General features: G+C 72.0%; 18 protein-coding genes and 1 tRNA gene. 7 read left to right on the top strand and 12 right to left on the bottom strand.

Translation table 11 applies throughout. The features are described from left to right. The first annotated feature begins 214 nt into the window (after positions 1 to 214). The gene (locus ACZ6AQ_RS17890) at positions 215 to 778 is read left to right on the top strand and encodes an HD domain-containing protein (protein ID WP_468760626.1); all 564 of its coding nucleotides are present in this window, start codon (positions 215 to 217) and stop codon (positions 776 to 778) included. Here the strand turns inward: ACZ6AQ_RS17890 and ACZ6AQ_RS17885 are convergent. Next, entirely contained in the window at positions 766 to 1,233 is a 468-nt protein-coding gene (locus ACZ6AQ_RS17885; RefSeq protein WP_468760625.1) for an NUDIX hydrolase, read from the bottom strand. The genes ACZ6AQ_RS17890 and ACZ6AQ_RS17885 overlap by 13 nt on opposite strands. After that, complete coding sequence (locus tag ACZ6AQ_RS17880) at positions 1,220 to 1,996, bottom strand: XRE family transcriptional regulator (protein ID WP_468760624.1); 777 nt, start codon at positions 1,994 to 1,996, stop codon at positions 1,220 to 1,222. The genes ACZ6AQ_RS17885 and ACZ6AQ_RS17880 overlap by 14 nt, the downstream gene beginning before the upstream one ends. A 98-nt stretch (positions 1,997 to 2,094) precedes the next feature. Here ACZ6AQ_RS17880 and ACZ6AQ_RS17875 point away from each other — a divergent pair, with 98 nt between their 5' ends. The 6 genes from ACZ6AQ_RS17875 (at position 2,095) to ACZ6AQ_RS17850 (ending at position 6,573) form a co-directional block, all read left to right on the top strand. Continuing rightward, complete coding sequence (locus ACZ6AQ_RS17875) at positions 2,095 to 2,787, top strand: HAD family hydrolase (protein WP_468760623.1); 693 nt, start codon at positions 2,095 to 2,097, stop codon at positions 2,785 to 2,787. A 108-nt stretch (positions 2,788 to 2,895) separates the two neighbouring features. Next, positions 2,896 to 3,798, top strand: a complete 903-nt coding sequence (locus tag ACZ6AQ_RS17870; RefSeq protein ID WP_468760622.1) for a radical SAM protein — start codon at positions 2,896 to 2,898, stop codon at positions 3,796 to 3,798. Beyond that, the gene (locus ACZ6AQ_RS17865) at positions 3,791 to 4,429 is read left to right on the top strand and encodes a hypothetical protein (protein WP_468760621.1); all 639 of its coding nucleotides are present in this window, start codon (positions 3,791 to 3,793) and stop codon (positions 4,427 to 4,429) included. Before ACZ6AQ_RS17870 ends, ACZ6AQ_RS17865 begins: the two co-directional genes overlap by 8 nt. Beyond that, positions 4,347 to 4,994: a class I SAM-dependent methyltransferase gene (locus ACZ6AQ_RS17860; protein ID WP_468760620.1), complete on the top strand. Its 648-nt coding sequence runs from the start codon at positions 4,347 to 4,349 to the stop codon at positions 4,992 to 4,994. The genes ACZ6AQ_RS17865 and ACZ6AQ_RS17860 overlap by 83 nt, the downstream gene beginning before the upstream one ends. Before the next feature lie 24 nt (positions 4,995 to 5,018). Further along, positions 5,019 to 5,573: a class IV adenylate cyclase gene (locus tag ACZ6AQ_RS17855; RefSeq protein WP_468760619.1), complete on the top strand. Its 555-nt coding sequence runs from the start codon at positions 5,019 to 5,021 to the stop codon at positions 5,571 to 5,573. A gap of 586 nt (positions 5,574 to 6,159) precedes the next feature. Next, positions 6,160 to 6,573 (top strand): NUDIX hydrolase, encoded by a 414-nt coding sequence (locus tag ACZ6AQ_RS17850; protein WP_468760618.1) that lies wholly within the window; start codon positions 6,160 to 6,162, stop codon positions 6,571 to 6,573. A gap of 173 nt (positions 6,574 to 6,746) precedes the next feature. On the opposite strand, the gene ACZ6AQ_RS17845 is transcribed toward ACZ6AQ_RS17850, so the two are convergent. From ACZ6AQ_RS17845 to ACZ6AQ_RS17800, 10 genes are all read right to left on the bottom strand, one after another. Next, a tRNA-Thr gene (locus ACZ6AQ_RS17845) sits at positions 6,747 to 6,820 on the bottom strand. Positions 6,821 to 6,905: 85 nt separating this feature from the next. Further along, positions 6,906 to 8,453: an alpha/beta hydrolase gene (locus ACZ6AQ_RS17840; protein WP_468760617.1), complete on the bottom strand. Its 1,548-nt coding sequence runs from the start codon at positions 8,451 to 8,453 to the stop codon at positions 6,906 to 6,908. A 132-nt stretch (positions 8,454 to 8,585) separates the two neighbouring features. Then, positions 8,586 to 9,785 carry a DNA polymerase III subunit delta' gene (locus ACZ6AQ_RS17835; RefSeq protein WP_468760616.1) on the bottom strand — a complete coding sequence of 400 codons (1,200 nt, stop codon included), beginning with the start codon at positions 9,783 to 9,785 and terminating at the stop codon, positions 8,586 to 8,588. Positions 9,786 to 10,062: 277 nt separating this feature from the next. Continuing rightward, complete coding sequence (gene tmk, locus ACZ6AQ_RS17830; RefSeq protein ID WP_468760615.1) at positions 10,063 to 13,602, bottom strand: dTMP kinase; 3,540 nt, start codon at positions 13,600 to 13,602, stop codon at positions 10,063 to 10,065. 248 nt (positions 13,603 to 13,850) lie between these two features. Then, positions 13,851 to 16,676, bottom strand: a complete 2,826-nt coding sequence (gene topA / locus ACZ6AQ_RS17825) for a type I DNA topoisomerase (RefSeq protein ID WP_468760614.1) — start codon at positions 16,674 to 16,676, stop codon at positions 13,851 to 13,853. 396 nt (positions 16,677 to 17,072) lie between these two features. Next, positions 17,073 to 17,270 carry a hypothetical protein gene (locus ACZ6AQ_RS17820; protein ID WP_388691031.1) on the bottom strand — a complete coding sequence of 66 codons (198 nt, stop codon included), beginning with the start codon at positions 17,268 to 17,270 and terminating at the stop codon, positions 17,073 to 17,075. 944 nt (positions 17,271 to 18,214) lie between these two features. Continuing rightward, positions 18,215 to 19,774, bottom strand: coding sequence for a DUF7059 domain-containing protein (locus ACZ6AQ_RS17815; protein ID WP_468760613.1), 1,560 nt, complete (start codon positions 19,772 to 19,774; stop codon positions 18,215 to 18,217). 235 nt (positions 19,775 to 20,009) lie between these two features. Next, entirely contained in the window at positions 20,010 to 20,684 is a 675-nt protein-coding gene (locus ACZ6AQ_RS17810) for a small secreted protein (RefSeq protein ID WP_388691036.1), read from the bottom strand. 327 nt (positions 20,685 to 21,011) lie between these two features. Next, positions 21,012 to 21,470 carry an ATP-binding protein gene (locus ACZ6AQ_RS17805; protein WP_468760612.1) on the bottom strand — a complete coding sequence of 153 codons (459 nt, stop codon included), beginning with the start codon at positions 21,468 to 21,470 and terminating at the stop codon, positions 21,012 to 21,014. A gap of 15 nt (positions 21,471 to 21,485) precedes the next feature. Beyond that, entirely contained in the window at positions 21,486 to 21,839 is a 354-nt protein-coding gene (locus tag ACZ6AQ_RS17800; protein WP_468760611.1) for an STAS domain-containing protein, read from the bottom strand. Between the last annotated feature and the right edge of the window lie 62 nt (positions 21,840 to 21,901).

Below are 21,901 nucleotides of genomic sequence, written 5' to 3'. Positions count from 1 at the left end.
AACCATTCTCGATCTACGAAGTTTCAGAACTAACTCGGATAAGGGCTTAATTCAGCCAAGTTGTGCGCTATCGCCGTGGCTGTACTGCGGGAGGGGGTTTTAAGGTCCTATCCTGGCGCAACACGTACACCGAGACGATGCGAACGCGAACTTGCGCCCTGCATACCTGCCTCAACTCAGCAGACTTATAGACCAGGAAGTAGAAATAAATCGCATGAGTGCTCTGGTTGAGGGATGGGCGGTACAGGTCGCAGAGATTGAGCTGAGCAGCACGCTTCCACGGAGGTGGGCACATACCCAGGGGGTGGCCAAACGCGCGGTCGAAGTAAGTCAGGTTCTCGGCCAGGACGCCGACCTCCTCGTCTCCGCTGCCACGCTTCACGATGTCGGGTACGCGCCACGCTTGGCCACGACTGGGTTCCACCCACTGGACGGGGCCCGATTCCTTCGCGACGAGCACGGGACCGACGAGCGGCTGACGCGGCTGGTCGCGAACCATTCATTCGCGCTCCTGGAGGCTGAAGAGCGGGGGCTGCGGGAGGAGCTCGCGAGCGAGTTCCCCTTGCTGGAGGAGCCGCTGCTGGTGGACGCGCTCGTGTACTGCGACATGACGACCACGCCCGGTGGCGGCCGGACCACCGCCGAGGAGCGGGTCGCGGAGATCCTTGGCCGCTATGGGGACGACAGCGTGGTCGGGCGATTCATCCGGCGGGCGGCGCCGGAGATCTTCGCCGTCGCGGGGCGGGTGGAGGCGGTGCTGGCGGATCAGCCGAGGTAGGGGTAGGTGCCGGCGAGGTAGTCGCCGATCTGCTGGCGCATGCTGGGGTGGATGTCGTACTGGTCGAGGTCGGCCGGCTGGACGAAGCGGACGCCGTCAGCCTCGTCGTTGATCGTGGGCTCGCCACCGACGGGGCGGCCGATGTAGGTGTTCTCGTACTGCTGGCGGATCTCGCCGTCGGTGTACGCCACGATGTGGTGCGGGTTGGTGTAGACGCCGAGGAAGCCGGTGATCTCGGCGACGATCCCCGTCTCCTCCCGGCACTCGCGCACCGCGCACTCGGCGGCGGTCTCGCCGATGTCCTGGGCACCGCCGGGCAGCGCCCACTGCCCGGTGTCACGGCGGCGCTGGAGCAGGACGGCACCGCCGTCGTCGACAACCAGCAGATTGCTGGCGGGGACGAGGGTGTTGGCCTTGGGGGCGTCCGGGTCGTTGTAGTACTCAGTCCTGCTCATGTGCGGCGGTTCCCTCGTGATTGGGTGTCCAGGGCCGTGCGCCGGCCCAGACGGCGTCGAAGCTCTGAGCGTAGTTGTCGAACCAGCCGGTGGCGTCCACTCTCCGCAGGTGGAACAGGGGGTTGGCACTTGCCGGCTGGCCCCAGACGTGGGGGTTGACCAGGAGGTCGTCGTCGTACCGGAAGAGGGAGTTGTAGAGCGTGGTGTCGTGGAGCCTCACCTCACATCCGGCTTCGGACAGCAGCGGCCGGTAGTAGGTGAGGGAGGCCCGGATCTTGGCAGCGAGGGTGTCGCCGATGCCCTCCTCGCGGCCTCGGGTGGCGGCTGCGTTGCCGCTCGGATCTCCGAAGCAGAGCCGTACGCGCACCCCGCTGGCCGCGCGCTCGGCGAGCATCTTGGCGACGTGCGGGTTGGTCTGGGCGAAGAAGGTGCCGGAGAAGATCAGGACATCGATCTGCCGCTGGGTGCCCTGGAGAAGAGCTAGCCATGTGTCTCGAGGGACGCTGGCCCGGTTCTGGTAGGTGCCGATGATCTCGCTGCTGCCTAAGCCGGTGCCAGGCCGACCGCTGCGCGACAGCGGTGCGGGCCAGAGAAAGGTCTCCTCGACACGCAGGTGCTGGGCGACGTTGAACCGGTGCCGTGGATGGGGGACGCGCCCGCCGAGCCAGCGACCGACGGTCTTGGGGTCCACTTCGCAGGCTTCGGCGAGCGATTCTGGAGATACACCACGCTGGGCGAGTACGGAGTGAAGTCGCTCATTCACGGACTCAATACAAGCCGAGTCGCAAGGGGGAGGGCAAGGACGTCGTGGGACGTTTCCACGGGACGGAGCGACATCGAGCCAGTGTTTACGCTGGCGGTATGCAGCTCAGCGTCCTGTGGGACATCGACCACACGCTCATCGACAACGCGGGGGTGAGCAAGGAGATTTACTCTGCCGCGTTCACCACGCTGGCTGGCTTCGCGCCGACCGAGCCCGCACGTACGGAGGGGCGTACGGATCGCCTGATCATGCGGGAGCTGTTCGTTCGGCACGACCTTCCCGAGCCGGAATGGGGCCGGGTTCAGAACGCCCTGGTCCGTGCCGGGCAGGAGCGGTTCGCAGAGCTGCGGGTGCGCGGTACAGCCCTGCCGGGTGCCTACGGCGCGCTCAAGTGCGTTGCGGAGAGGAAGGTGTGGGTGTCCTCAGTGCTGACGGGCAACATCGCGGCGAATGCCGAGATCAAGCTCGCCGCCTTCGGCCTCGACTCTCTGCTCGACCTCTCCGTCGGCGCCTACGGGGCCGACGGGGTCCAGCGTCCTGATCTCGTGGCGGTGGCGCGAGAGCGGATCCGCCGCACCTATGGAACGGAGCAGGACGCCCCCGTCGTACTCGTGGGGGATACGCCGCGAGACGTCGAAGCCGCGCTCTCCACGGGCTCTCACATCGTCGCTGTTGCCTCAGGCATTCACAGCCAGGAGGAACTGGCTGCGGCCGGTGCGACGGTCGTGCTGCCAGACCTCTCGGACACCGCAGGGCTGATGAGCCATTTCGAGGGCATCGTCGGGCGTTGAAAACGTCCCAGGACGTCCTCGGACCGTCCGCCTACGCGGTGACGCCGTCCACACTCTTACGACCACGATCGGGTCCTCCCCGCCAGTCAACTGACCTAGGAGGCCCGAGTGATCCACGACGTCACCGGAATCCGCAGGATCCGGATGTTGTACTTGCAGCTGCTGTACCGCTGCAACTTCTCCTGCCTGCACTGCTTCCACGGCGAGCGCCTGAAGCAGGCCGACGCCTTCACCGCCGAGGAGGCGGTCGGACTCACCCGGCTCATGCGCGAGGAGTACGACACCGAGGCGGTGACCCTGCTCGGAGGCGAGCCCTTCCTCTACAAGGAGCTCGCGCAGGTCGTCCGCTACACCCGGCAGGGGCTGGGGATGCGGGTGGAGATCTGCACCAACGGCTACCGGATCGAGCGTCGCCTCACCGAGATCGCCCCCTACGTGGACCTGCTGCGGCTCTCGTTGGAGGGCGTCGCCAGCACCAACGACGACATCCGCAGGCAGGGCAGCTACCACGCCGCGCTCAGCACGCTGACTCTCGCCCGGAAACTCGGCGTCACGACGGCCGCGACCATGACCGTGACCTCCCGGAACATCGACGAGGTGCTGCCCCTGGCACGGGTCATGCAGAGGTTCGGCGCCGGGCAGCTCAAGCTGCACTGCCTCCGCCCGGTGGGCAACGCCGCCCATCATCCCGAGCTCTTGGTCGGCGACCCGACCGCCTACACCCGCCTCCGCGAGGACCTCCGGACGGCCGGACTCTCCATTGAGGTGATCCTCGACGAAGACCTCGCCGAGGGCGGGGCTCCGGAGATCTGCGCGCCGGCCGGCGGCCCTCGCGAGATCGAACGGATCGAGGCCGACCCGCGCGGCGCGCTCACCATGTCCTGCAAGGCCGTGGGCAAGGACTCGCACGCCTTCTGGTACGAGAAGACCGCCAACCGCATCGTCCACCGGCCCTCCGCCACCGACGAGCTCACCCTCGCCGTCCCGGACGTGGTGTACGCCCGTGCCTGACCGCCCACTCTTCGAGGCGCTCGAAGGGTTACGAGGAAGCGGGAAGTCCACCGTGGCGCCCTTGCTCGCGGCGGCCAGGGGCGCCGCCCTGGTTCCCACCGTGCCGGTCTTCTACCAGCCGCTGCGACGGCAGGTGGATCTACGCGAGAGCGTCGACGCCCGTCTGTGCTTCTATCTCTCGGCTCTGTTCACGGCTGCCGAGGAGATCCGGGAGCACCTCGCCGCCGGCACCCCCGTTGTCGTCGAGAGCTACTTCGCCCGGTGCCTCGCGAACCACCACGCCTTCGGGGCCCGCCTCGGTGTCACCCTCCCGCCCGACCTGCCCCAGCCCACCACGTACCACCTGCTGTGTGCGGAAGAAGAACGGCAGCGACGCCTCACCCGACGGATCAAGCCCGCCTCCTGGTGGGACGTCCTGAGCGAAGACACCTCGGACCGGATCTCAACCGCCTACGCCCAGTTCCCGATGCATCACATCGACACCACCGGCAGTGCCCCGGAGCAGGTCGTCCAGATGATCCTCACCATCACTCAGGAAGGGCATCACCGTGCAGACGCGGAGCCTGTGGGAGCACACCCTCACGTTCTTCCCCCAGTTCCTCGCCGCTCTGAAGGAGCGCACGTCTCCTGACGCCACGGTCGCGGTCGTCGGCGCGAGCGACGGCAAGTTCGTGCTGCCCCTCGCCGCCGCCGGCTACCGCGTCCTCGCCATCGAGCGTGACCCCTTCGCTCTCCGCGGAGGCGAGGTCAGCCTTCCGGGTGACACCCGGGCCCATGTCCCCGGCCTCATCGACCGTCTCAAGGCCGAAGGCCTCCACGACCGGGTCCAGGTCATCGGTCAGGACTTCCTCACGACCGAACTCCCCGAAGACCACTGTGACGCCGTCTGGACGAGCTGTTCGTGGCACTACAGTGCCAACCACCACAGCCCGCTCGGCGTCTTCGTCCGCCACATGCAGGCCCTCGTTCGCGAAGGGGGCTTGTTCGGGGCGGAGTTCATGATGCCTGTCGAAGAGCGCCACCAGTTCATCGAGCACTACACCTCGCCCGAGAGACTCGCCCGCCATTTCACCCCCGGCTGGGAGGTCCTGCTCACGGTGCGCACGAACCAGTTCATCGAGCGCCCGTACCTCGACCGGCCCCACGACCACACGCACCGCATGGGTCTGCTCATCGCGACCCACACCATCAGGTAATCGCACCCACCCAGGAAGACGACCATGAAGCACGAGTACGAGGCCAAGTTCCTCAACGTCGACGTCACCGCCCTCCAGGACAAGCTCACCGCCCTGGGTGCCACGCGAGCGTTCCCCCGCACCCTCCTCACCCGCAAGATCTTCGAGAACGACGCCCTCGACAGCGGCGCATGGCTCCGGCTGCGGGACGAGGGGACTCGTTCCACCCTCACCCTCAAGCAGGTCACCGACGCGACGACCATCGACGGCACCACCGAGATCGAGACCGAGGTCACCGACCTCCACGCCATGGCCGACATCCTCCGTCGCCTCGGCCTCACCGAGGTCCGCTACCAGGAGAACTACCGCGAGGAGTGGCGCCTGGACGAGGTCGCCTTCGACTTCGACACCTGGCCCGACCTCCCCACGTTCGTCGAGATCGAAGGCCCCGACGAGGCATCCGTCCGCCAGGCCGCCGGCCTGCTAGACCTCGACTACACCGATGCCCGCTTCGGCAGCGTCGACGAGATCTACAAGAGCGAGGCCGGCCGCGACATCCTCGCCGAACCCACGCTTCTCTTCGCCGACTCCGACAAGTAGGCGGCTCCCTCCGACCCGGCCCGAGGCCGGTGACTTCAGGCGAGAAGCGATGCTCACAGAACTAGCCTTACCGAACAGGGTGGTCTCTGGAATAGCCGAATTCGCCCGCGGCGGACTGCCCGCGCCAGCGGCGACCGACGACGGCAACGAGTGGGCCCGCGTCCTCTGGATCGGTCCCGCGAGTGTCACCGGCGCCCAGGCAGCGATGTACGCCTGCGGCCCCTGCATCCAGGAGCTCCAGGAGCGGGTCTGGCGATCGATCGCCCTCGATGACCAGCGGGCTGACGCTCCACACCCGAGCCAGACCGCTGGATCTGGTACACCCGCTGAACGGCGTTCTGGTCGGCACCGAGGCCAAAACAGGTTCCTACGCCGCTAAGCCCCCGCTTTGGTCACAGAAGTGCCCGACCGTCCCCCACGACACGAGCCCTGTGACCAGGGCGGGCTTCACTCTGCCGAGGCTCGGCGCCGAGGACGCCCACGCCAGAACGGCGGGATCCGGGCAGTTCTCAGCGACACAGGCATCCCGCTTCATCCCTCTCGGTACTGTCGTTCCGCCCATCGTGGCCGCCTCGGAGGAGTAGACGTGACTCAGCAGCACTCGGAGAAGGAACCGGGCGTAGCGGCAGCCATAATCGTTCACGAGGGACGCGTCCTCCTCATACGCCGACGAGTGAGCGAGGGGCAGCTCTCCTGGCAGTTCCCGGCCGGCAAAATCGAATCCGGTGAAGCCCGTGAGGACGCCGCGGTGCGTGAGACGCATGAAGAGACCGGGCTAACCGTGGCAGCTGTGAAACTGCTCGGTGAGCGCATCCATCCGCAGACAGGCCGGCTCATGTCATACACCGTCTGCAGGGTGGTGGGCGGCACTGCTCACGTCACGGGCACCGAGGAGGTAGTCGAGCTCGCTTGGGTGACTCGTGGAGAGATCCCGAAGTACGTTCCATGGGGACTGTTCGAGCCGGTGCGGGACCACTTCGACACGGTCCTGCCCACCTGAACGAACAGAATACGGTAGTGCCGCTGTACAAGGATACCGGCGAGTTCGATGAAAAGGGGTCCGTGGCCGCAGTTCAGGAGTCGCTTTCCCGTTTCCACTCCGGCCGTGCAACCAGCCATGCTCCGAGCAACAGAAACCCCAGGTCACAGGCAATGTGACCTGGGGTTTCGCAGAGCCGCCTTCGGGATTCGAACCCGAGACCTACGCATTACGAGTGCGTTGCTCTGGCCAACTGAGCTAAGGCGGCATGCCGTGCGCTCCCATGGTGGGTGCGGCGGCCTCGCCAAGTCTACACAGTTTCCGGGGGTGGTCCGACCACCCCCGGAGAGGGCCTACGAGCAGCGCTTTCCGTTCTTGGGCGGGGTGCCTTCCAGGAGGTAGGTGTTGATCGCCGTGTCGACGCAGTCGCTGCCCCGGCCGTACGCGGTGTGGCCGTCGCCCTCGTAGGTCAGGAGGGTGCCGGAGGAGAGCTGGGAGGCGAGGGAACGGGCCCACTTGTACGGAGTGGCCGGGTCCCGGGTGGTGCCGACGACGAGGATCGGGGCGGCGCCCTCGGCGGTGACGCGGTGCGGGCGGCCGGTGGCGGGGGTGGGCCAGTACGTGCAGTTGAGGGCGGCCCAGGCGAGGCCCGCGCCGAAGACCGGGGACGCCTTCTCGAAGGACGGGACGGCCTTCGCCGCGTCGGCGGGGCCTGTGTAGGCGGGCGGCAGGTCGAGGCAGTTCACGGCGGCGTTGGCGTACATCAGGTTGGCGTACGTGCCGTCCGCGCCGCGCTCGTAGTAGCTGTCCGCGAGGGCCAGCAGGCCCGAGCCGTCGCCGCCGACCGCCCGGGTGAGGGCCTCGCGCAGCTGGGGCCAGGCGCCCTCGTCGTACATCGCCGCGATCACGCCGGTGGTGGCGAGCGACTCGCCGAGCTTCCGGCTCTCCCCCGTGGGCAGCGGCTCGGCGTCCACGGCGCGGAAGAACTTCTTCAGCGCCGTCCCGGCCGCCGCGACGGACCCCGTGCCCAGGGGGCAGTCCTTCACGCGGACGCAGTCGGCGGCGAAGGCCCGGAAGGCGGTCTCGAAGCCGGCGGTCTGGTCGCGGTTGAGGTCGCGGGCGGAGAGCGAGGGGTCCATCGCGCCGTCGAGGACCAGGCGGCCGACCCGGCCCGGGAAGAGTTCGGCGTAGGTGGCGCCGAGGAAGGTGCCGTACGAGGCCCCCACGTAGGTGAGCTTCTCGTCGCCGAGGACCGCCCGGAGGACGTCCATGTCGCGGGCCGCGTCGACCGTGGAGACGTGGGGAAGGATCGTGCCCGAGCGCCGTGCGCAGCCGTCCGCGAAGTTCTTGAAGGCCGCGCCGAGCGCCTTGGTCTCGGCGGGGTCGTCGGGCGTCTGGTCGATCTGGGTGAACGTGTCCATCTGCGGGCCCGTCAGGCACTCGACCGGCTCGCTGCGGGCGACTCCGCGCGGATCGACGGCCACCATGTCGTAGCGGGCGCGGACGGGCGCCGGGTAGCCGACGCCCGCGTACCCCTGGAGGTAGCCGACGGCGGAGCCGCCCGGACCGCCGGGGTTGACCAGGAGCGAACCGATCCGCTTGCCGGGGCCCGTGGCCCGCACCCGGGAGACGGCCAGCTTCACCTCTCCCGCGTCCGGCTTCGCGTAGTCCAGCGGGGCGCGCAGGGTGGCGCACTGGAAGCCCGTCACTCCGCAGTCGCGCCACTTCAGCCTCTGCGCGTAGTACTTCCCGAGGGCGGCGGGGACGGGGGAGGGCGCCACCTGCCCGCGGGTCGTCGTGCGGGGCGCGGCGGCGTCGCTCCCGCCCGAGCAGCCGGAAAGGATCAGTCCGGCGGCGGCCAGGGCCGTGGCGGACGTGCGGAGCAAACGCCTGGAGTCCATCCCCGGAGCGTATCGGGAGCGGTACGTAACGTGTCCCATCGTGACGGGTCGCTCAGAGGACCGAGCGGTCGCCCGCCGGGGCCGCCGCGTGCGGGAACCGTCGCGCCGAGCCCCGCCGCTCCCCCGTCCTCCCTACCGCAGCGCCATCGTCATCGCCTCCACCGCGAGGAGCGGCGCGACGTTCCGGTCGAGGGCCTTGCGGCAGGCGAGGACGGCCTCGATGCGGCGGAGGGTGCGCTCGGGGGTGGTGTCGCGGGCGATCTGCTCCAGGGCGTCCCGCACGTCCTCGTTGGCCAGGGCCGTGCGGGCGCGGAGCTGGAGGGCCAGGACGTCGCGGTAGAAGCCGGTCAGGTCGGTGAGGGCGAGGTCCAGGCTGTCGCGCTGGGTACGCGTCCTGCGCCGCTTCTGCCGCTCCTCCAGCTCCTTCATCGCCCCCGCCGTGCCGCGCGGCATCCGCCCGCCCTGGGCCGCCCCGAGGGCCGTCTTCAGCTCGTCGGTCTCCTTGACGTCGATCTCCTCCGCGGCCTGCTTCGCGTCCTCGGCCGCCGCGTCGACCAGCTCCTGGGCGGCCCGGAGGCAGCCGCCGACGTCCCCGACCCGCGACGGCAGCTTGAGGACGACGGACCGGCGCGCGCGGGCCCGCTCGTCGGTGGCGAGCCGCCGGGCCCGGTCGATGTGTCCCTGGGTGGCGCGGGCGGCGGCCCGCGCCGTCTCCGGTTCGATGCCGTCGCGCCGTACGAGCACGTCGGCGACGGCCTCGACCGGCGGGGTCCGCAGGGTCAGGTGCCGGCAGCGGGAGCGGATCGTGGGCAGCACGTCCTCCAGGGAGGGCGCGCAGAGCAGCCACACCGTGCGCGGCGCGGGCTCCTCGATGGCCTTCAGGAGGACGTTCCCCGCGCCCTCGGTGAGCCGGTCGGCGTCCTCCAGGACGATGACCTGCCAGCGTCCGCCCGCCGGGGAGAGCTGGGCCCGCCGGACGAGTTCGCGGGTCTCCTTCACGCCGATGGACAGCAGGTCCGTACGGATGATCTCGACGTCCGCGTGCGTGCCGACGAGGGTCGTGTGGCAGCCGTCGCAGAAGCCGCAGCCCGGTGCGCCGCCGAGGGCCCGGTCGGGGCTCACGCACTGGAGGGCGGCGGCGAACGCCCGCGCCGCCGTCGCCCGCCCGGCCCCGGGAGGACCGGTGAAGAGCCAGGCGTGGGTCATCTTCGAGGTCTCGGGGTCGGGCGCGCCGGCCGAGTGGGCGGTCACGAGCGCGTCGGCGTCGCGCGCGGCGGCGGCGAGCTGCTCCTCGACCCGGGTCTGTCCGACCAGGTCGTCCCATACGGCCATGTCTGCCCCTCCTCAGGTACGCCCTCCATTGTGGGGCAGGGGTCCGACAGTCCCCGCCGGGCGCTCCGGCCGTCCCGCCCGGCCGTTCCGGGGCGCGGGCGGCGGCCCCGGCCCGTCACCACCGTGCCGACGGCACCGGGAAAGTCCGGACCGCAAGCGTGCGGGGCGGCGTCCGGCCCTGTCCGGACCGGAAGCCGCCCCCCGTGCCGGAAACCGGCGGCCCGGCGTCGCGGCGCAGGATGCTCCGCTCCGGGCCTCCGGTCCCGGGGCCCGCGCGTCAGCCGTGGCGCCGGAAGCCCTCGTCCTCGTCCCCGTGCGGGCCGAACAGTTCGTCGGCCAGCGTCGGCAGGTCGTCGAGCGGGGTCTCCTCCGCCCAGTCGGAGCGCCGGCGCGGGCGGCCGTTCTCGTCGAGCTGGGGCAGTTCCCGGGTCCGGTCGTTCGCGCCGTCCGGCTCCTCCCGCCGCGTGCCGCCGGGCCCTCCGGTCCGTTCGTCGCGGAAGAACCCCTTCGGCACCCGGGTGCCCGGCCCGGACTCCCGGGCGTCCCGCGCGGCCGGGCCGGACGTCCGGGGGCCCCGTACGGCCGCCGGACCGGACGACGTCCGGGGGTCCTCCACGACGGGCAGGACGGCGGTCTCGTCGGCGTCCCGCTCCTCGCGGACCTGCGCGTCCCGCTCCTCGCGGACCTTCGGCAGGGCGGCGGTCTCCGCCTCGGGCCGCACGATCGGCGTGACCACGGTGACCTCGTCGGGCGAGACGGTCGGGGCGTCCGGTTCCGGACGGTCCCGCCTCCCGGTCCCGGCGGCTCCGGCTTCTCGTGCTCCGCCGGGCTCTGCGCCCGGCTTCACGACCGGGGTGGGAACGGTGACCTCGTTCGCCGAGACCTCGGTGGCGCGGGCCTTCCGCGCGGCCTCGGCCTTCCGCCGCTCCAGCCCCTCGGTCTCGGCGGCAGCCCTCGCCCGGGACTCCCGTGCGGCCGCCGCGCGCGCCTCCGCCGCCGCCCGCTCGGCCTCGGCGCGCTCCCGGGCCTCCCGCTCCCGGTTCTCCCGTCCCCGGGCCTCCTTCGCCTCGGCCGCGCGCTGGGCGGCCGCCTGCTCCGCCGCCGCGCGTTCGGCGGCGGCGCGCTCGGCGGCGGCCTTCGCCGCGGCCTCGGCCGCGAGCCTCTCCGCCGCCTCCTTCGCCGCGGCCTCCTCGGCCGCCTTCGCCGCCGCGGCGGCCTCGGCCGCCCTGCGGGCCTCCTCCGCGCGGAGCAGGGCCTCCTCGGCCTTGCGCTGCTTCTCCAGGCGGCGGGACTCGGCCTCGGCGCGCAGCCGGGCCTCTTCCTCGGCCTGCCGGCGGAGCCGTTCCTGCTCCTCCTGGCGGGCCTTCTCCTCCGCCTCGCGGCGCCTGCGCTCCTCCTCGGCGGCGATCCGGGCCTCCTCGGCCCTGCGACGGGCCTCCTCCGCCTGCCGCTCGGCCTCCAGGCGGCGCGCCTCCTCCTCCTCGCGGCGCTTGCGCTCCTCCTCCTCGGCCCGCAGCCGGGCGAGCTGCTCCTGGCGCTCGCGCTCCAGGCGCTCCTCCTCGGCCTTGCGGGCGGCCTCCTCCTCGGCCTTGCGCCGTGCTTCCTCCTCCGCCCTGCGGCGGGCCTCCTCGGCGGCCTTCACCTCGGCCTCGGAGAGCGGCAGCATCCGGTCGAGCCGGTGGCGCACGACGGTGGTGACGGCCTCCGGTTCCTGGCCGGCGTCGACGACGAGGTAACGGCCGGGATCGGCGGCGGCGAGGGCGAGGAAACCGGCCCGTACGCGCGCGTGGAACTCCGGCGGCTCGGACTCGAGCCGGTCGGGCGCCTCGGTGAACCGTTCCCTCGCGGTCTCCGGGGAGACGTCGAGCACGACGGTCAGGTGCGGGACGAGGCCGCCGGTCGCCCAGCGGGAGATGCGGGCGACCTCGGTCGGGGACAGGTCCCGGCCCGCGCCCTGGTAGGCCACGGACGAGTCGATGTACCGGTCGGAGAGGACGATCGCGCCCCGCTCCAGGGCGGGCCGGACCAGGGAGTCGACGTGTTCGGCGCGGTCGGCCGCGTAGAGCAGGGCCTCGGCCCGGTTCGAGAGCCCCGCCGACGACACGTCGAGGAGGATCGAGCGGAGCCGCTTGCCGATCGGGGTGGCGCCGGGTTCGCGGGTGACGACGACTTCGTGGCCCTTGGCGCGGATCCACTCGGCGAGCGCCTGGACCTGGGTCGACTTCCCGGCGCCGTCACCGCCCTCCAGGGCGATGAAGAAGCCGGTCGGGTACGGCCTCTGGGCCGGGTCGGAGCCGCGCAGCGCGTCGCGCAGGTCGCGCCGGAGCGGAACGCCCGCCCGGTCGTCGGTCTTCGCGAGGACGAGCGCGGCGACGGGGAGCAGCAGGGCGCCGGCCAGGGCGAGCGTGAAGGCGGCACCGCCGTGCGCGAGGACGGAGTCGCCGGGGGCGATCCGGTGCGGCCCGATCGCGGCGGCGAACAGCGGCGCGGCGAGCGCCCCCGCGCCCATCGCGACCCGGGCGGCGGCCTGCAGGTGCTCGGTGGTCCGGGCCCGACGGGGCTCCTCGGTCTCCTGGTCGATCAGGGCGTGGCCGGTGTGGGCGGCCACGCCGGCCGCGTATCCGGTGAGGACGGCGAGGAACAGCACGGTCGCCGTGTCCGGGACCAGGCCGACCGCGATCAGGGCGACACCGGTCACGGCGATCGCGAGGGCGAGCAGCCGGCGCCGGGACAGGGCGGGCAGGACGGAGCCCGCCGTGCGGATGCCGACGGCGGTGGCACCGGCGAGGGCCAGGATCAGGAGGGCGTACGTGACGGGGCCGCCGCCCAGGTCGTACGCGTGGAGGACGGCGACGGACGCGGCGGCCGCGACGGCTCCGGCGACGACGGCGCAGGCCAGGACGAGCAGGGGCAGGATGCCGGTACGGCCCCGGTCCGCGTCCCTGCCGGGCTTTCCGTTCCTGCCGGGCTTCCCGGGCTTCCCGGTGGAGGGCCGGCGCAGGCCCTCCAGGGGCGAGCGGGGCCGGGGCGTCTCCCCGCCGGGGAGCGCCATCGCGTGGAGGACGGTGACGGAGGCGGCGAACAGCCCGGCGGCGACGTACGAGCCGAGGGCGGCCTGGTGCAGCGTGAACCAGTCGAGTCCGATGCCGAGCAGGTCACCGATCAGGGTGGCGACGAGCAGGACCGCGGCCGCCGCCGGGACGGCGAGGAAGCCGGTGCGCAGGGACAGCTTGCGCAGCGCGCCGAGGTGGTCCGGGAGCGGCCGCACGGCGGCGCCCTCCAGCGGCGGGGCGGGCAGCAGCGCGGGCGCGGCGCCCTCGCGGCTGATCGTCCAGAGCCGTTCGGCGGCGCCGGTGACGAAGACGGTGCCGAGCAGGTACCAGAGGGCGTTGCCGGGGGTCCAGTCGATCCACAGGGGCGCGACGACGAGGAGCGCGATCCGTACGCCGTCGGCGCCGATCATGGTCCAGCGCCGGTCGAGTTTCCCGCCGGGCCCGGTGAGCGCGGTCAGCGGACCCAGGAGGACGGCCCCGAACAGGACCGAGGCCAGCAGGCGCGTACCGACGACGGCGGCCACGGCGAACGCCGCCCCCCGTTCGCCGCCCCCGAGCGCGCCCTCCACGACGGCCGCCTGGAAACCCAGGAGGACCAGGACGAGGAGGGCGAGGGCGTCGCCGCTACTGCCGAGCAGGTGGGCGCTCCACAGCCGGCGCAACGGCTGGTGGCGCAAGAGGGCGCGTACGGCCCGTTCCTGTGAATCCGCGACGAGTGCGGCGTCGGAATCGCCGAGACGGTCTGGCTGCTCTGCTCGCGTCATCCGTCCACCCTATCCGGACGGCCTTCCTCCCCGCGGCCTGCGCCCGAACATCCGGACGAGGCCGTGACGGGAGGAGGGACGAGGAGGAACGGTGACGCGGCGGGCCCGGCGGGGGGCCGGGTCCGGCGGGTACGAGGGGAGGGGGCTGACACGGTGAAGGGGCGGAGGCCGTCCGCCCCCGCCCCTTCACCGTGCCCCTCGGCCCTCGCGGGCCTCCCCGGCCCGCCCGGCCTTCCGGGCCTTCCCGCCTACTCGGCCTTCGTCGCCGCCGACGCCGACGTCTTCTTCGCGGCGGTCTTCTTCGCCGTCGCCGTCTTGGCCGTCGTCGTCTTCTTCGCGGCGGTCTTCTTCGCCGCCGTCTTCTTGGCGGTGGTGGCCTTCTTCGCCGGGGCCTTCTTGGCGGTCTTCTTCGCCGGTCCCTTGGCCCGCTTCTCGGCGAGCAGCTCGTAGCCGCGCTCGGGCGTGATCGTCTCCACGCTGTCGTCGGTCCGCAGCGTCGCGTTCGTCTCGCCGTCCGTCACGTACGGGCCGAACCGTCCGTCCTTGACGACCACCGGCTTCTCGCTGACCGGGTCGGTGCCCAGCTCCTTCAGCGGCGGCTTGGCCGCGGCCCGGCCCCGCTGCTTCGGCTGGGCGTAGATCGCCAGGGCCTCTTCCAGCGTGATCGTGAAGAGCTGCTCCTCGTCGGTGAGCGACCGCGAGTCCGTGCCCTTCTTCAGGTACGGGCCGTAGCGGCCGTTCTGCGCGGTGATCTCGACGCCCTCGGCGTCCGTGCCGACGACCCGGGGCAGGGACATCAGCCGGAGCGCGTCCTCCAGGGTCACCGTGTCGAGGGACATCGACTTGAAGAGGGAGGCCGTGCGCGGCTTCACCGCGTTCTTGCCGGTCTTCGGGGTGCCCTCGGGCAGGATCTCGGTGACGTACGGGCCGTAGCGGCCGTCCTTGGCGACGATCTGGTGGCCGCTGACCGGGTCGGTGCCCAGTTCGAAGTCGCCGCTCGGCCTGGCGAGCAGTTCCTCCGCCAGCTCGACGGTCAGCTCGTCGGGCGCGAGGTCCTCGGGGACGTCGGCGCGCTGGTGGCCCTCGGCGTCCTTCTCGCCGCGCTCGATGTACGGCCCGTAGCGGCCGACGCGGAGCACGATGCCGTTGCCGACGGGGAAGGAGGAGATCTCCCGCGCGTCGATGGCGCCGAGGTCGGTGACGAGTTCCTTGAGGCCGCCCAGGTGGTCGCCGTCGCCGTTCCCGGCGTCCGCCGCGCCGCCCGTGTGGGTGGCCTCGCCCTCGCCGAAGTAGAAGCGCCGCAGCCACGGCACGGACCGGGCCTCGCCGCGCGCGATGCGGTCGAGGTCGTCCTCCATGCGGGCGGTGAAGTCGTAGTCGACGAGCCGCCCGAAGTGCTTCTCCAGGAGGTTGACGACGGCGAAGCTCAGGAAGGACGGGACGAGTGCCGTGCCCTTCTTGAAGACGTAGCCGCGGTCGAGGATGGTGCCGATGATCGAGGCGTACGTCGACGGGCGGCCGATCTCGCGCTCTTCCAGCTCCTTGACCAGCGAGGCTTCGGTGTAGCGGGCCGGCGGCTTGGTCGCGTGGCCGTCCGCCGTGATCTCCTCGGCGGTCAGCGCGTCGCCCTCGGCGACCTGCGGCAGGCGCCGCTCGCGGTCGTCCAGCTCCGCGTTCGGGTCGTCGGCCCCCTCCACGTACGCCTTCATGAAGCCGTGGAAGGTGATCGTCTTGCCGGACGCGCTGAACTCGGCGTCACGGCCGTCGGACGTCCGGCCGCCGATCTTCACGGTGACCGAGTTCCCGGTCGCGTCCTTCATCTGGGAGGCGACGGTCCGCTTCCAGATCAGCTCGTACAGCTTGAACTGGTCGCCGGTCAGGCCGGTCTCCGCCGGGGTGCGGAAGCGGTCGCCCGAAGGCCGGATCGCCTCGTGCGCCTCCTGCGCGTTCTTGACCTTGCCCGCGTAGACGCGCGGCTTGTCCGGCAGGTAGTCGGCGCCGTACAACTGCGTGACCTGCGCCCGGGCCGCCGAGACGGCGGTGTCGGAGAGGATCGTGGAGTCCGTACGCATGTAGGTGATGAAGCCGTTCTCGTACAGCTTCTGCGCCACCTGCATGGTCGCCTTCGCACCGAAGCCCAGCTTGCGGCTCGCCTCCTGCTGGAGGGTGGTGGTGCGGAAGGGCGCGTACGGGGAGCGGCGGTACGGCTTCGACTCGACCGAGCGCACGGAGAAGGCGGTGTCGGCGAGCGCGGCGGCGAGCTCCCGCGCGTTCCGCTCGTCCAGGTGGAGCACGTTCGCGCTCTTGAGCTGCCCGTCGGAGCCGAAGTCACGGCCCTGCGCGACGCGCCTGCCGTCGACCGTCGCGAGGCGCGCGACCAGCGAGGACGGGTCGGAGGCGTCACCGGCGCGGCCCGTGCCGAAGGTGCCGGTGAGGTCCCAGTACTCGGCGGAGCGGAAGGCGATGCGCTCGCGCTCGCGCTCGACGACGAGCCGGGTGGCGACGGACTGCACGCGGCCGGCGGAGAGCCGGGGCATGACCTTCTTCCACAGCACCGGCGAGACCTCGTAGCCGTACAGGCGGTCGAGGATGCGACGGGTCTCCTGGGCGTCGACCATGCGCTGGTTGAGCTCGCGCGGGTTGGCGACGGCCTCGCGGATGGCGTCCTTGGTGATCTCGTGGAAGACCATCCGGTGGACCGGGACCTTGGGCTTCAGGACTTCCCGGAGATGCCACGCGATGGCCTCGCCCTCGCGGTCCTCATCGGTGGCGAGGTAGAGCTCGTCGGAGTCGGCGAGCAGCTCCTTGAGCTTCCTGACCTGCGCCTTCTTGTCGGCGTTGACGACGTAGATGGGCTGGAAGTCGTGCTCGACGTCGACTCCGAGGCGGCGCACCTCGCCGGTGTACTTCTCGGGCACCTCGGCGGCGCCGCTGGGGAGGTCGCGGATGTGCCCGACGCTCGCCTCGACGACGTAGCCGGGGCCGAGGTAGCCCTTGATCGTCTTCGCCTTGGCAGGCGACTCGACGATGACGAGTCGGCGGCCGCCGTGTGCGGTCTCGCTGGTCGGGGACAACTTCGCTCTTCTCTCCGGTTCGGCACTCTCTGGACACGTACGGGGCGCACGTACGGGACGCGTATCGGGCACGTACGGCGCCGACACGCACGGCAGCGGCACGGACGGTGTCGCTCCCGTCGCTGCGGAGTGTGACGGTACAACCCGCCCCCGTGTCAAACGGCGAAAGCCCGCAACGGCCACTCGAACGGTAACCCGAGTCCTGGCATTCCTGCCGCCCGGACTCCCGGTCCGGCGGGGCGGGAGCCGCGCGCCCCCCGGCCGGAGGGGGCCCGGACACGTGCGGGACGGGCCCGGGGACGGGGGCCCGGGACGGCGTGGAAACGAAACCCGGGAGGGCGCGACGGGGGAACCGAAGGGTTCCGGAGGCGTGGCCGTCGGGGCCGGGCGGAAAGGTCAGAGGCGGCCGAAGCACCAGACGCCGAGGACGAGGGAGAGGGCGCCGAAGAGGCTCGTCAGCACGACCGCGGCACGCGGGGCGACCCCGTGCGCGACGGGTTCGCGGTGGAGGGACCGCACGGTGGTCCACAGCAGCAGCGCGCCTCCGAACAGCGTGAACGCCGTCCCCGCGAAGATCGCCGGCCCGCTCTCCATCCCCGTACCCCGTTCCGTTCGCGTGCGGTGTGTCCGCCTCACCGGGGCGAGGCTGACACCCCCGGAAGTCGTGGGCGCGAATTCCGGATGAACGGCGCGGACCCTTCCCCGGGAGCCTCCCGAAGATGGCCGGTAGCGGCCTTCTCCCCGCCCTGTGCCCCACGCCCGGTGCTCCACGCCCCTTTCCCTTCGCCCGGCCCGCCCGCCCCGACTCCTTCGCCCGGCGCGACCGCCTCCGCCCCCTTCGCCCGGCCCGGCCGCCACCGCTCCCGCCGCCCTCTGTCGCTCATGTCACGCCTCCGCCGTGACCGTCGCGCTCGTGGCGCCTTCTCGCCCTTCGCGGCTCCCGTCGCGAACCCGGCGGGCGCCTCCTGTGCCACACGGCGGGGTTCGGGGACAGATGAGGCGGTGGTGGGGCGGCGAGCACGAAGGACACCGTGGAGCGTTCCGCCGAGGGCGGGAGCGACCCGTGGGGCGGGAACGGAGACGGGGGCCGGGGCGTACAGGAGGGCCCGTCCGTTCCAGGGCGGCGCTCGGTGGCGGAACGGCGGCGGTACGAGCCGGGGTGCCGCGTCGGCGTCCGGCGACGCCGGGTGCCGTGGCGTGCCGTACCCGCAGGAGGCGGAAGCCGCGGAAAGCGCCGTTCCGGGCGGGATCACGGTGCCTGTCGGCAGCTCCCTCCTTCCTGCCCGGACGGACGCGGAGGGAAACCGGGAGGAGCGGTCCGACCAGCGGCATTCCTGCCCCTGTCGGCGGGCCGGGCCCGTCGGACGACGCACGGCGGGAAGCCGCCCCGGCGACGGCCACGAACCGGACGCCCCGGGGAAAACGGAACGCGTCTGCCCGGACCCCGCCCCGGGCCGGCGGACAACGCCAGGCCCCGTCCGTGTCGAACGCGGGCCTCCCCCGTCGAACGCCGGCCTCCTCGTCGGGCCCGGCCGGGGTCAGACCCTCTCGTCCCCCTCCCCGTCCCCGTCTCCTTCACCGACGGGCAGCAGGAAGCCCTCCTCCACGAGGAGCCGGATCGCCTGCGGGGTGCGGTCCCGCAGCAGGACCGGGTCCTCACCCGTCAACTGCCCGATGGCGTCGAGGATGCGGCCCGCGCTGAGGGTCCCGTCGCAGACCCCGGCGAATCCGGCGCCCACGTGGTCCACCCGGGTCGCCCGGCGCATGCCCCGGTTCTGCCGGAGCACGACGTGCTCCGGGTCCTCCGCGCCCGGCAGCCCGACCTGCTCCTGGACCACCTCGGGCGCGAGCGTGAACCGGCCCGCGAGGAGAGCGGCGTCGTCGTGGGTCCGCAGGTAGTCCTGGCGCTCGAAGTGGGCGCGGACGGTGGGGCCGAGGGGCTGCTCGACCGGGTGCGGCCACTCCTCGATGACGATCGAGGGCTCGATCTCGCCGGAGGCCACGGCTCCGTTCCGCCGGATCGTGATCCAGCCGAACCCGACCGCGCGCGTCCCCCGGGCCTCGAACTCGTCGAGCCAGCGGTCGTACGCGGCCCGGTACGCCGCCGGATCGCCCCGGTGGTCGCCGCTGTCCCGCAGCCACAGCTCGGCGTACTGGGTGACGTCCTGGACCTCGCGCTGCACGATCCAGGCGTCGCAGCCGCGCGGCACCCAGGAACGCAGCCGGTCCTGCCACTCCTCGCCGTCCACGTGCTGCCAGTTGGCGAGGAACTGGGCGTACCCGCCGTCGTTGAGCCGCTCCCCCGTCTCCTGCACGAGCGTCCGGCACAGGTCGTCGCCGCCCATCCCGCCGTCCCGGTAGGTGAGCCGGGCGCCGGGAGAGATCACGAACGGCGGGTTGGAGACGATCAGGTCGTACGTCTCGCCCTCGACCGGCTCGAAGAGGGAGCCCGCGACCAGCTCGGCCTCCTGGGCCCCGGAGAGCGCGAGGGTGAGCCGGGTGAAATCCAGGGCGCGCGGGTTGAGATCGGTGGCGGTGACCCGGGTGGCGTGCTGGGCGGCGTGCAGTGCCTGGATGCCCGAGCCGGTGCCGAGGTCGAGCGCGGAGGAGACGGGCGTACGGACGGTGATGCCGGCGAGGGTGGTGGAGGCGCCGCCGACGCCGAGGACGACGCCCTCGTCCTTCTTCCCGATACCCCCGGCACCGCCCACGGCGCAGCCCAGGTCGGAGACGATGAACCAGTCCTCGCCGCCGGGTCCGCCGTACGGCCGGATGTCGACGGTGGCGTGCACGGTGTCGTCCTCACGGACCACCCAGCCGTCGGCGACGGCCTCGTCCAGCGGGAGCGCGGCGGCCGCCCGGACCCGCTCGACGGGTTCCTGGAGCAGGAAGAGCCGGACGAGGGTCTCCAGCGGGGAGTCGCCGCGGGTGGCGCGCAGGGCCGGCACGGTCTCGCTGCGGGCGAGTGCCGCGTAGGCGGGGGCGCCGAGCAGGTCGAGCAGGCCGTCCGCCGTGAAGGCGGAGGCGAGCAGGGCCTCGCGCAGAAGGGCGGCGTGCGTGGGCACCGGGAGGCGGGAAGACAGGCTGGTCGTACTCACCGCTCCATTGTGACGGCCGCCACCGACATCCGGGCGGGCGACCCGGCGGCGGGAACGGATCGTCACCGGGCCCGGCGACCGGGCCCGACGGCGGAGACCGGGCAGCCCTCGCACCGCCGTCGGGCCCACGGAACCGGGGGCCGGGAGCGGGAGGGTCAGTGCCGGGGCCGGGAGGGTCGGGCCCGGGGCCGGGAGGGTCGGGCCCGGGGGGCGAGGGCCGTCGCCCGGCGGTCCCCTACTCGGTCTTGGCGGCCGTGCTCTCCCCGTCCGGCTTCGCGGACTCCCCCTCGGCGGGCCGGGAAGCCCCGGCGTCCGCGGTGGCGTCGGCTCCCGGGGCGGCGGAACCGGAGGTCTTCGGCGGGGTGGAGGCCGTGGGCTTCTGACAGCCCGGCTGCTTGGCCATCGCCTTGCCCAGGTCGCCCCCCTCCAGCTTGGACAGGGCGTTCTGGTCCATCTTCTCGATCTTCGTCAGGCCGTTGGCGACGCCCTGGAGGCCGTCCGCGAACTTCTGCTGGTTCGTCGGGTCGAGCGCGTCGACCTGCTTCTTCAGCCCCTCGTACGCCACGGCGGTGTCGTTGAGCTCCTTCATGGCGTCCTGCTTGACCTTCTCGCCGTTCTCGACGGGCGGGGCGCCGGAGCTCTCGACGGCCTTGGCGAGGGCCCGGTCGGCGTCGGCGATGTCCTGGAACGCCTTCGAGTCGGCGGCCTGGATGTCGGCCGGCTTGCTGTCGGCCGCCGTCGAGATGATGATCTGGTGGGCGTCGGCCCGCTTCTGGATCTGGGGCTTCGCCTGGTCGCAGAACGACTTCGCCCAGTCGTCGACCTTGTTGCCCTCGTCATCGCCGCAACCCGACAGCGCGAGCATCAGTACCGCGCCGCCGGACAGTGCGGCCGCAAGCTTCTTGTTCACCGGATCGGTCCCTTCCAAGGCTCTCGGCCCCGGAACATACACGCCGAACGGGCTACTTCCACCTTTCGTACGACTGGTTACCGCCGTATTGAAGCCTTTTGAACCAAGGGAGAGACCCCTCACAGGCTCCTCGAGGTCCTGCGGAGTGAGACGGACGCCACGTCAGGGGACCTTCACGGGAAGCCGCTTGGGGAGGGACACGACAGCGGACTCGCCGCCCCCGGAAGGGAACGTGCGCCGGGCCCCGGGACGAACGGAAGGGGCCCCGCTCGGCGGGGCCCCTCCGTCTCTGCTGCCGTCGCTCCCGGAACCGCGTGGCGATCCCGGTCAGGACAGGACGCTCACCGGGCTCACCGGCCAGGTCATCCGAATGGTGCCGCCGTCCGCGCCGGCGCTCACCTCGACGTCGTCGACGAGCCCGCGGATCACCGCGAGGCCCATCTCGTCCTCACCGTCGGCGTCGTCGAATTCCTCGACCGGCGCCGCGGACCGCGCGCCGGGAACCCCGACGGCGTCGGCCGCCGCCACCCCCGCGCCCGGCACCTCGTCGCCGACCTCGATGGAGAACGTCTTCTCCTCCTCGGTCAGAACGACCCGGACGGGGGTCGTGACGCCGTTGCTGCGATGCAGTCCGACGGCACGGGAACACGCCTCGCCCACGGCGAGGCGCACCTCGTCGAGGGCCGCCTCGTCCACCCCCGCCCGGCGCGCCACCGCGGCCGCCACCAGGCGGGCCGTCCGGACGTGCTCGGGCTGAGCGCTGAAACGGAGTTCAACGGTGGCCATGCGAACCCCCTGGGCTCAGTCGACGGCGTTGACGGCCTCGTCGACCGAGGTGTGGATCGGGAACACCTTGGTGAGACCCGTGATCCGGAAAATCTTCAGAATGCGCTCCTGGTTGCAGACCAGACGCAGCGAGCCCTCATGGGCGCGAACGCGCTTCAGGCCGCCGACGAGCACGCCGAGGCCGGCGGAGTCGAGGAAGTCCACGCCCTCCATGTCGACGACCAGGTGGTAACTGCCGTCGTTCACCAACTCGACCAACTGCTCGCGCAGCTTGGGCGCGGTATACACATCAATCTCGCCACCGACCTCGACGACCGTACGGTCACCGCCAGCACCGGTCACATTGCGAGTCGACAGGGACAGGTCCACGGATCCTCCAGCACCTTGCTATCGGGCGATCATTCTCTCGGGTCTCCCGGACGGAGCCGAGG

The organism is Streptomyces sp. NPDC041191 (assembly GCF_055591945.1).
The sequence above is the reverse complement of the archived record's forward strand: the minus strand, read 5'-3'. Positions and strand labels throughout refer to the sequence as shown.

What these genes read in the sequence shown, in the direction of transcription:
- ACZ6AQ_RS17820 (WP_388691031.1), bottom strand. Translation starts at nt 17,270, where the DNA reads ATGGAGAGCGGGCCGGCGATCTTCGCGGGGACGGCGTTCACGCTGTTC.
- tmk (WP_468760615.1), bottom strand. Translation starts at nt 13,602, where the DNA reads ATGACGCGAGCAGAGCAGCCAGACCGTCTCGGCGATTCCGACGCCGCA.
- ACZ6AQ_RS17885 (WP_468760625.1), bottom strand. Translation starts at nt 1,233, where the DNA reads ATGAGCAGGACTGAGTACTACAACGACCCGGACGCCCCCAAGGCCAAC.
- ACZ6AQ_RS17890 (WP_468760626.1), top strand. Translation starts at nt 215, where the DNA reads ATGAGTGCTCTGGTTGAGGGATGGGCGGTACAGGTCGCAGAGATTGAG.
- ACZ6AQ_RS17805 (WP_468760612.1), bottom strand. Translation starts at nt 21,470, where the DNA reads ATGGCCACCGTTGAACTCCGTTTCAGCGCTCAGCCCGAGCACGTCCGG.
- ACZ6AQ_RS17840 (WP_468760617.1), bottom strand. Translation starts at nt 8,453, where the DNA reads ATGGACTCCAGGCGTTTGCTCCGCACGTCCGCCACGGCCCTGGCCGCC.
- ACZ6AQ_RS17875 (WP_468760623.1), top strand. Translation starts at nt 2,095, where the DNA reads ATGCAGCTCAGCGTCCTGTGGGACATCGACCACACGCTCATCGACAAC.
- ACZ6AQ_RS17855 (WP_468760619.1), top strand. Translation starts at nt 5,019, where the DNA reads ATGAAGCACGAGTACGAGGCCAAGTTCCTCAACGTCGACGTCACCGCC.
- ACZ6AQ_RS17835 (WP_468760616.1), bottom strand. Translation starts at nt 9,785, where the DNA reads ATGGCCGTATGGGACGACCTGGTCGGACAGACCCGGGTCGAGGAGCAG.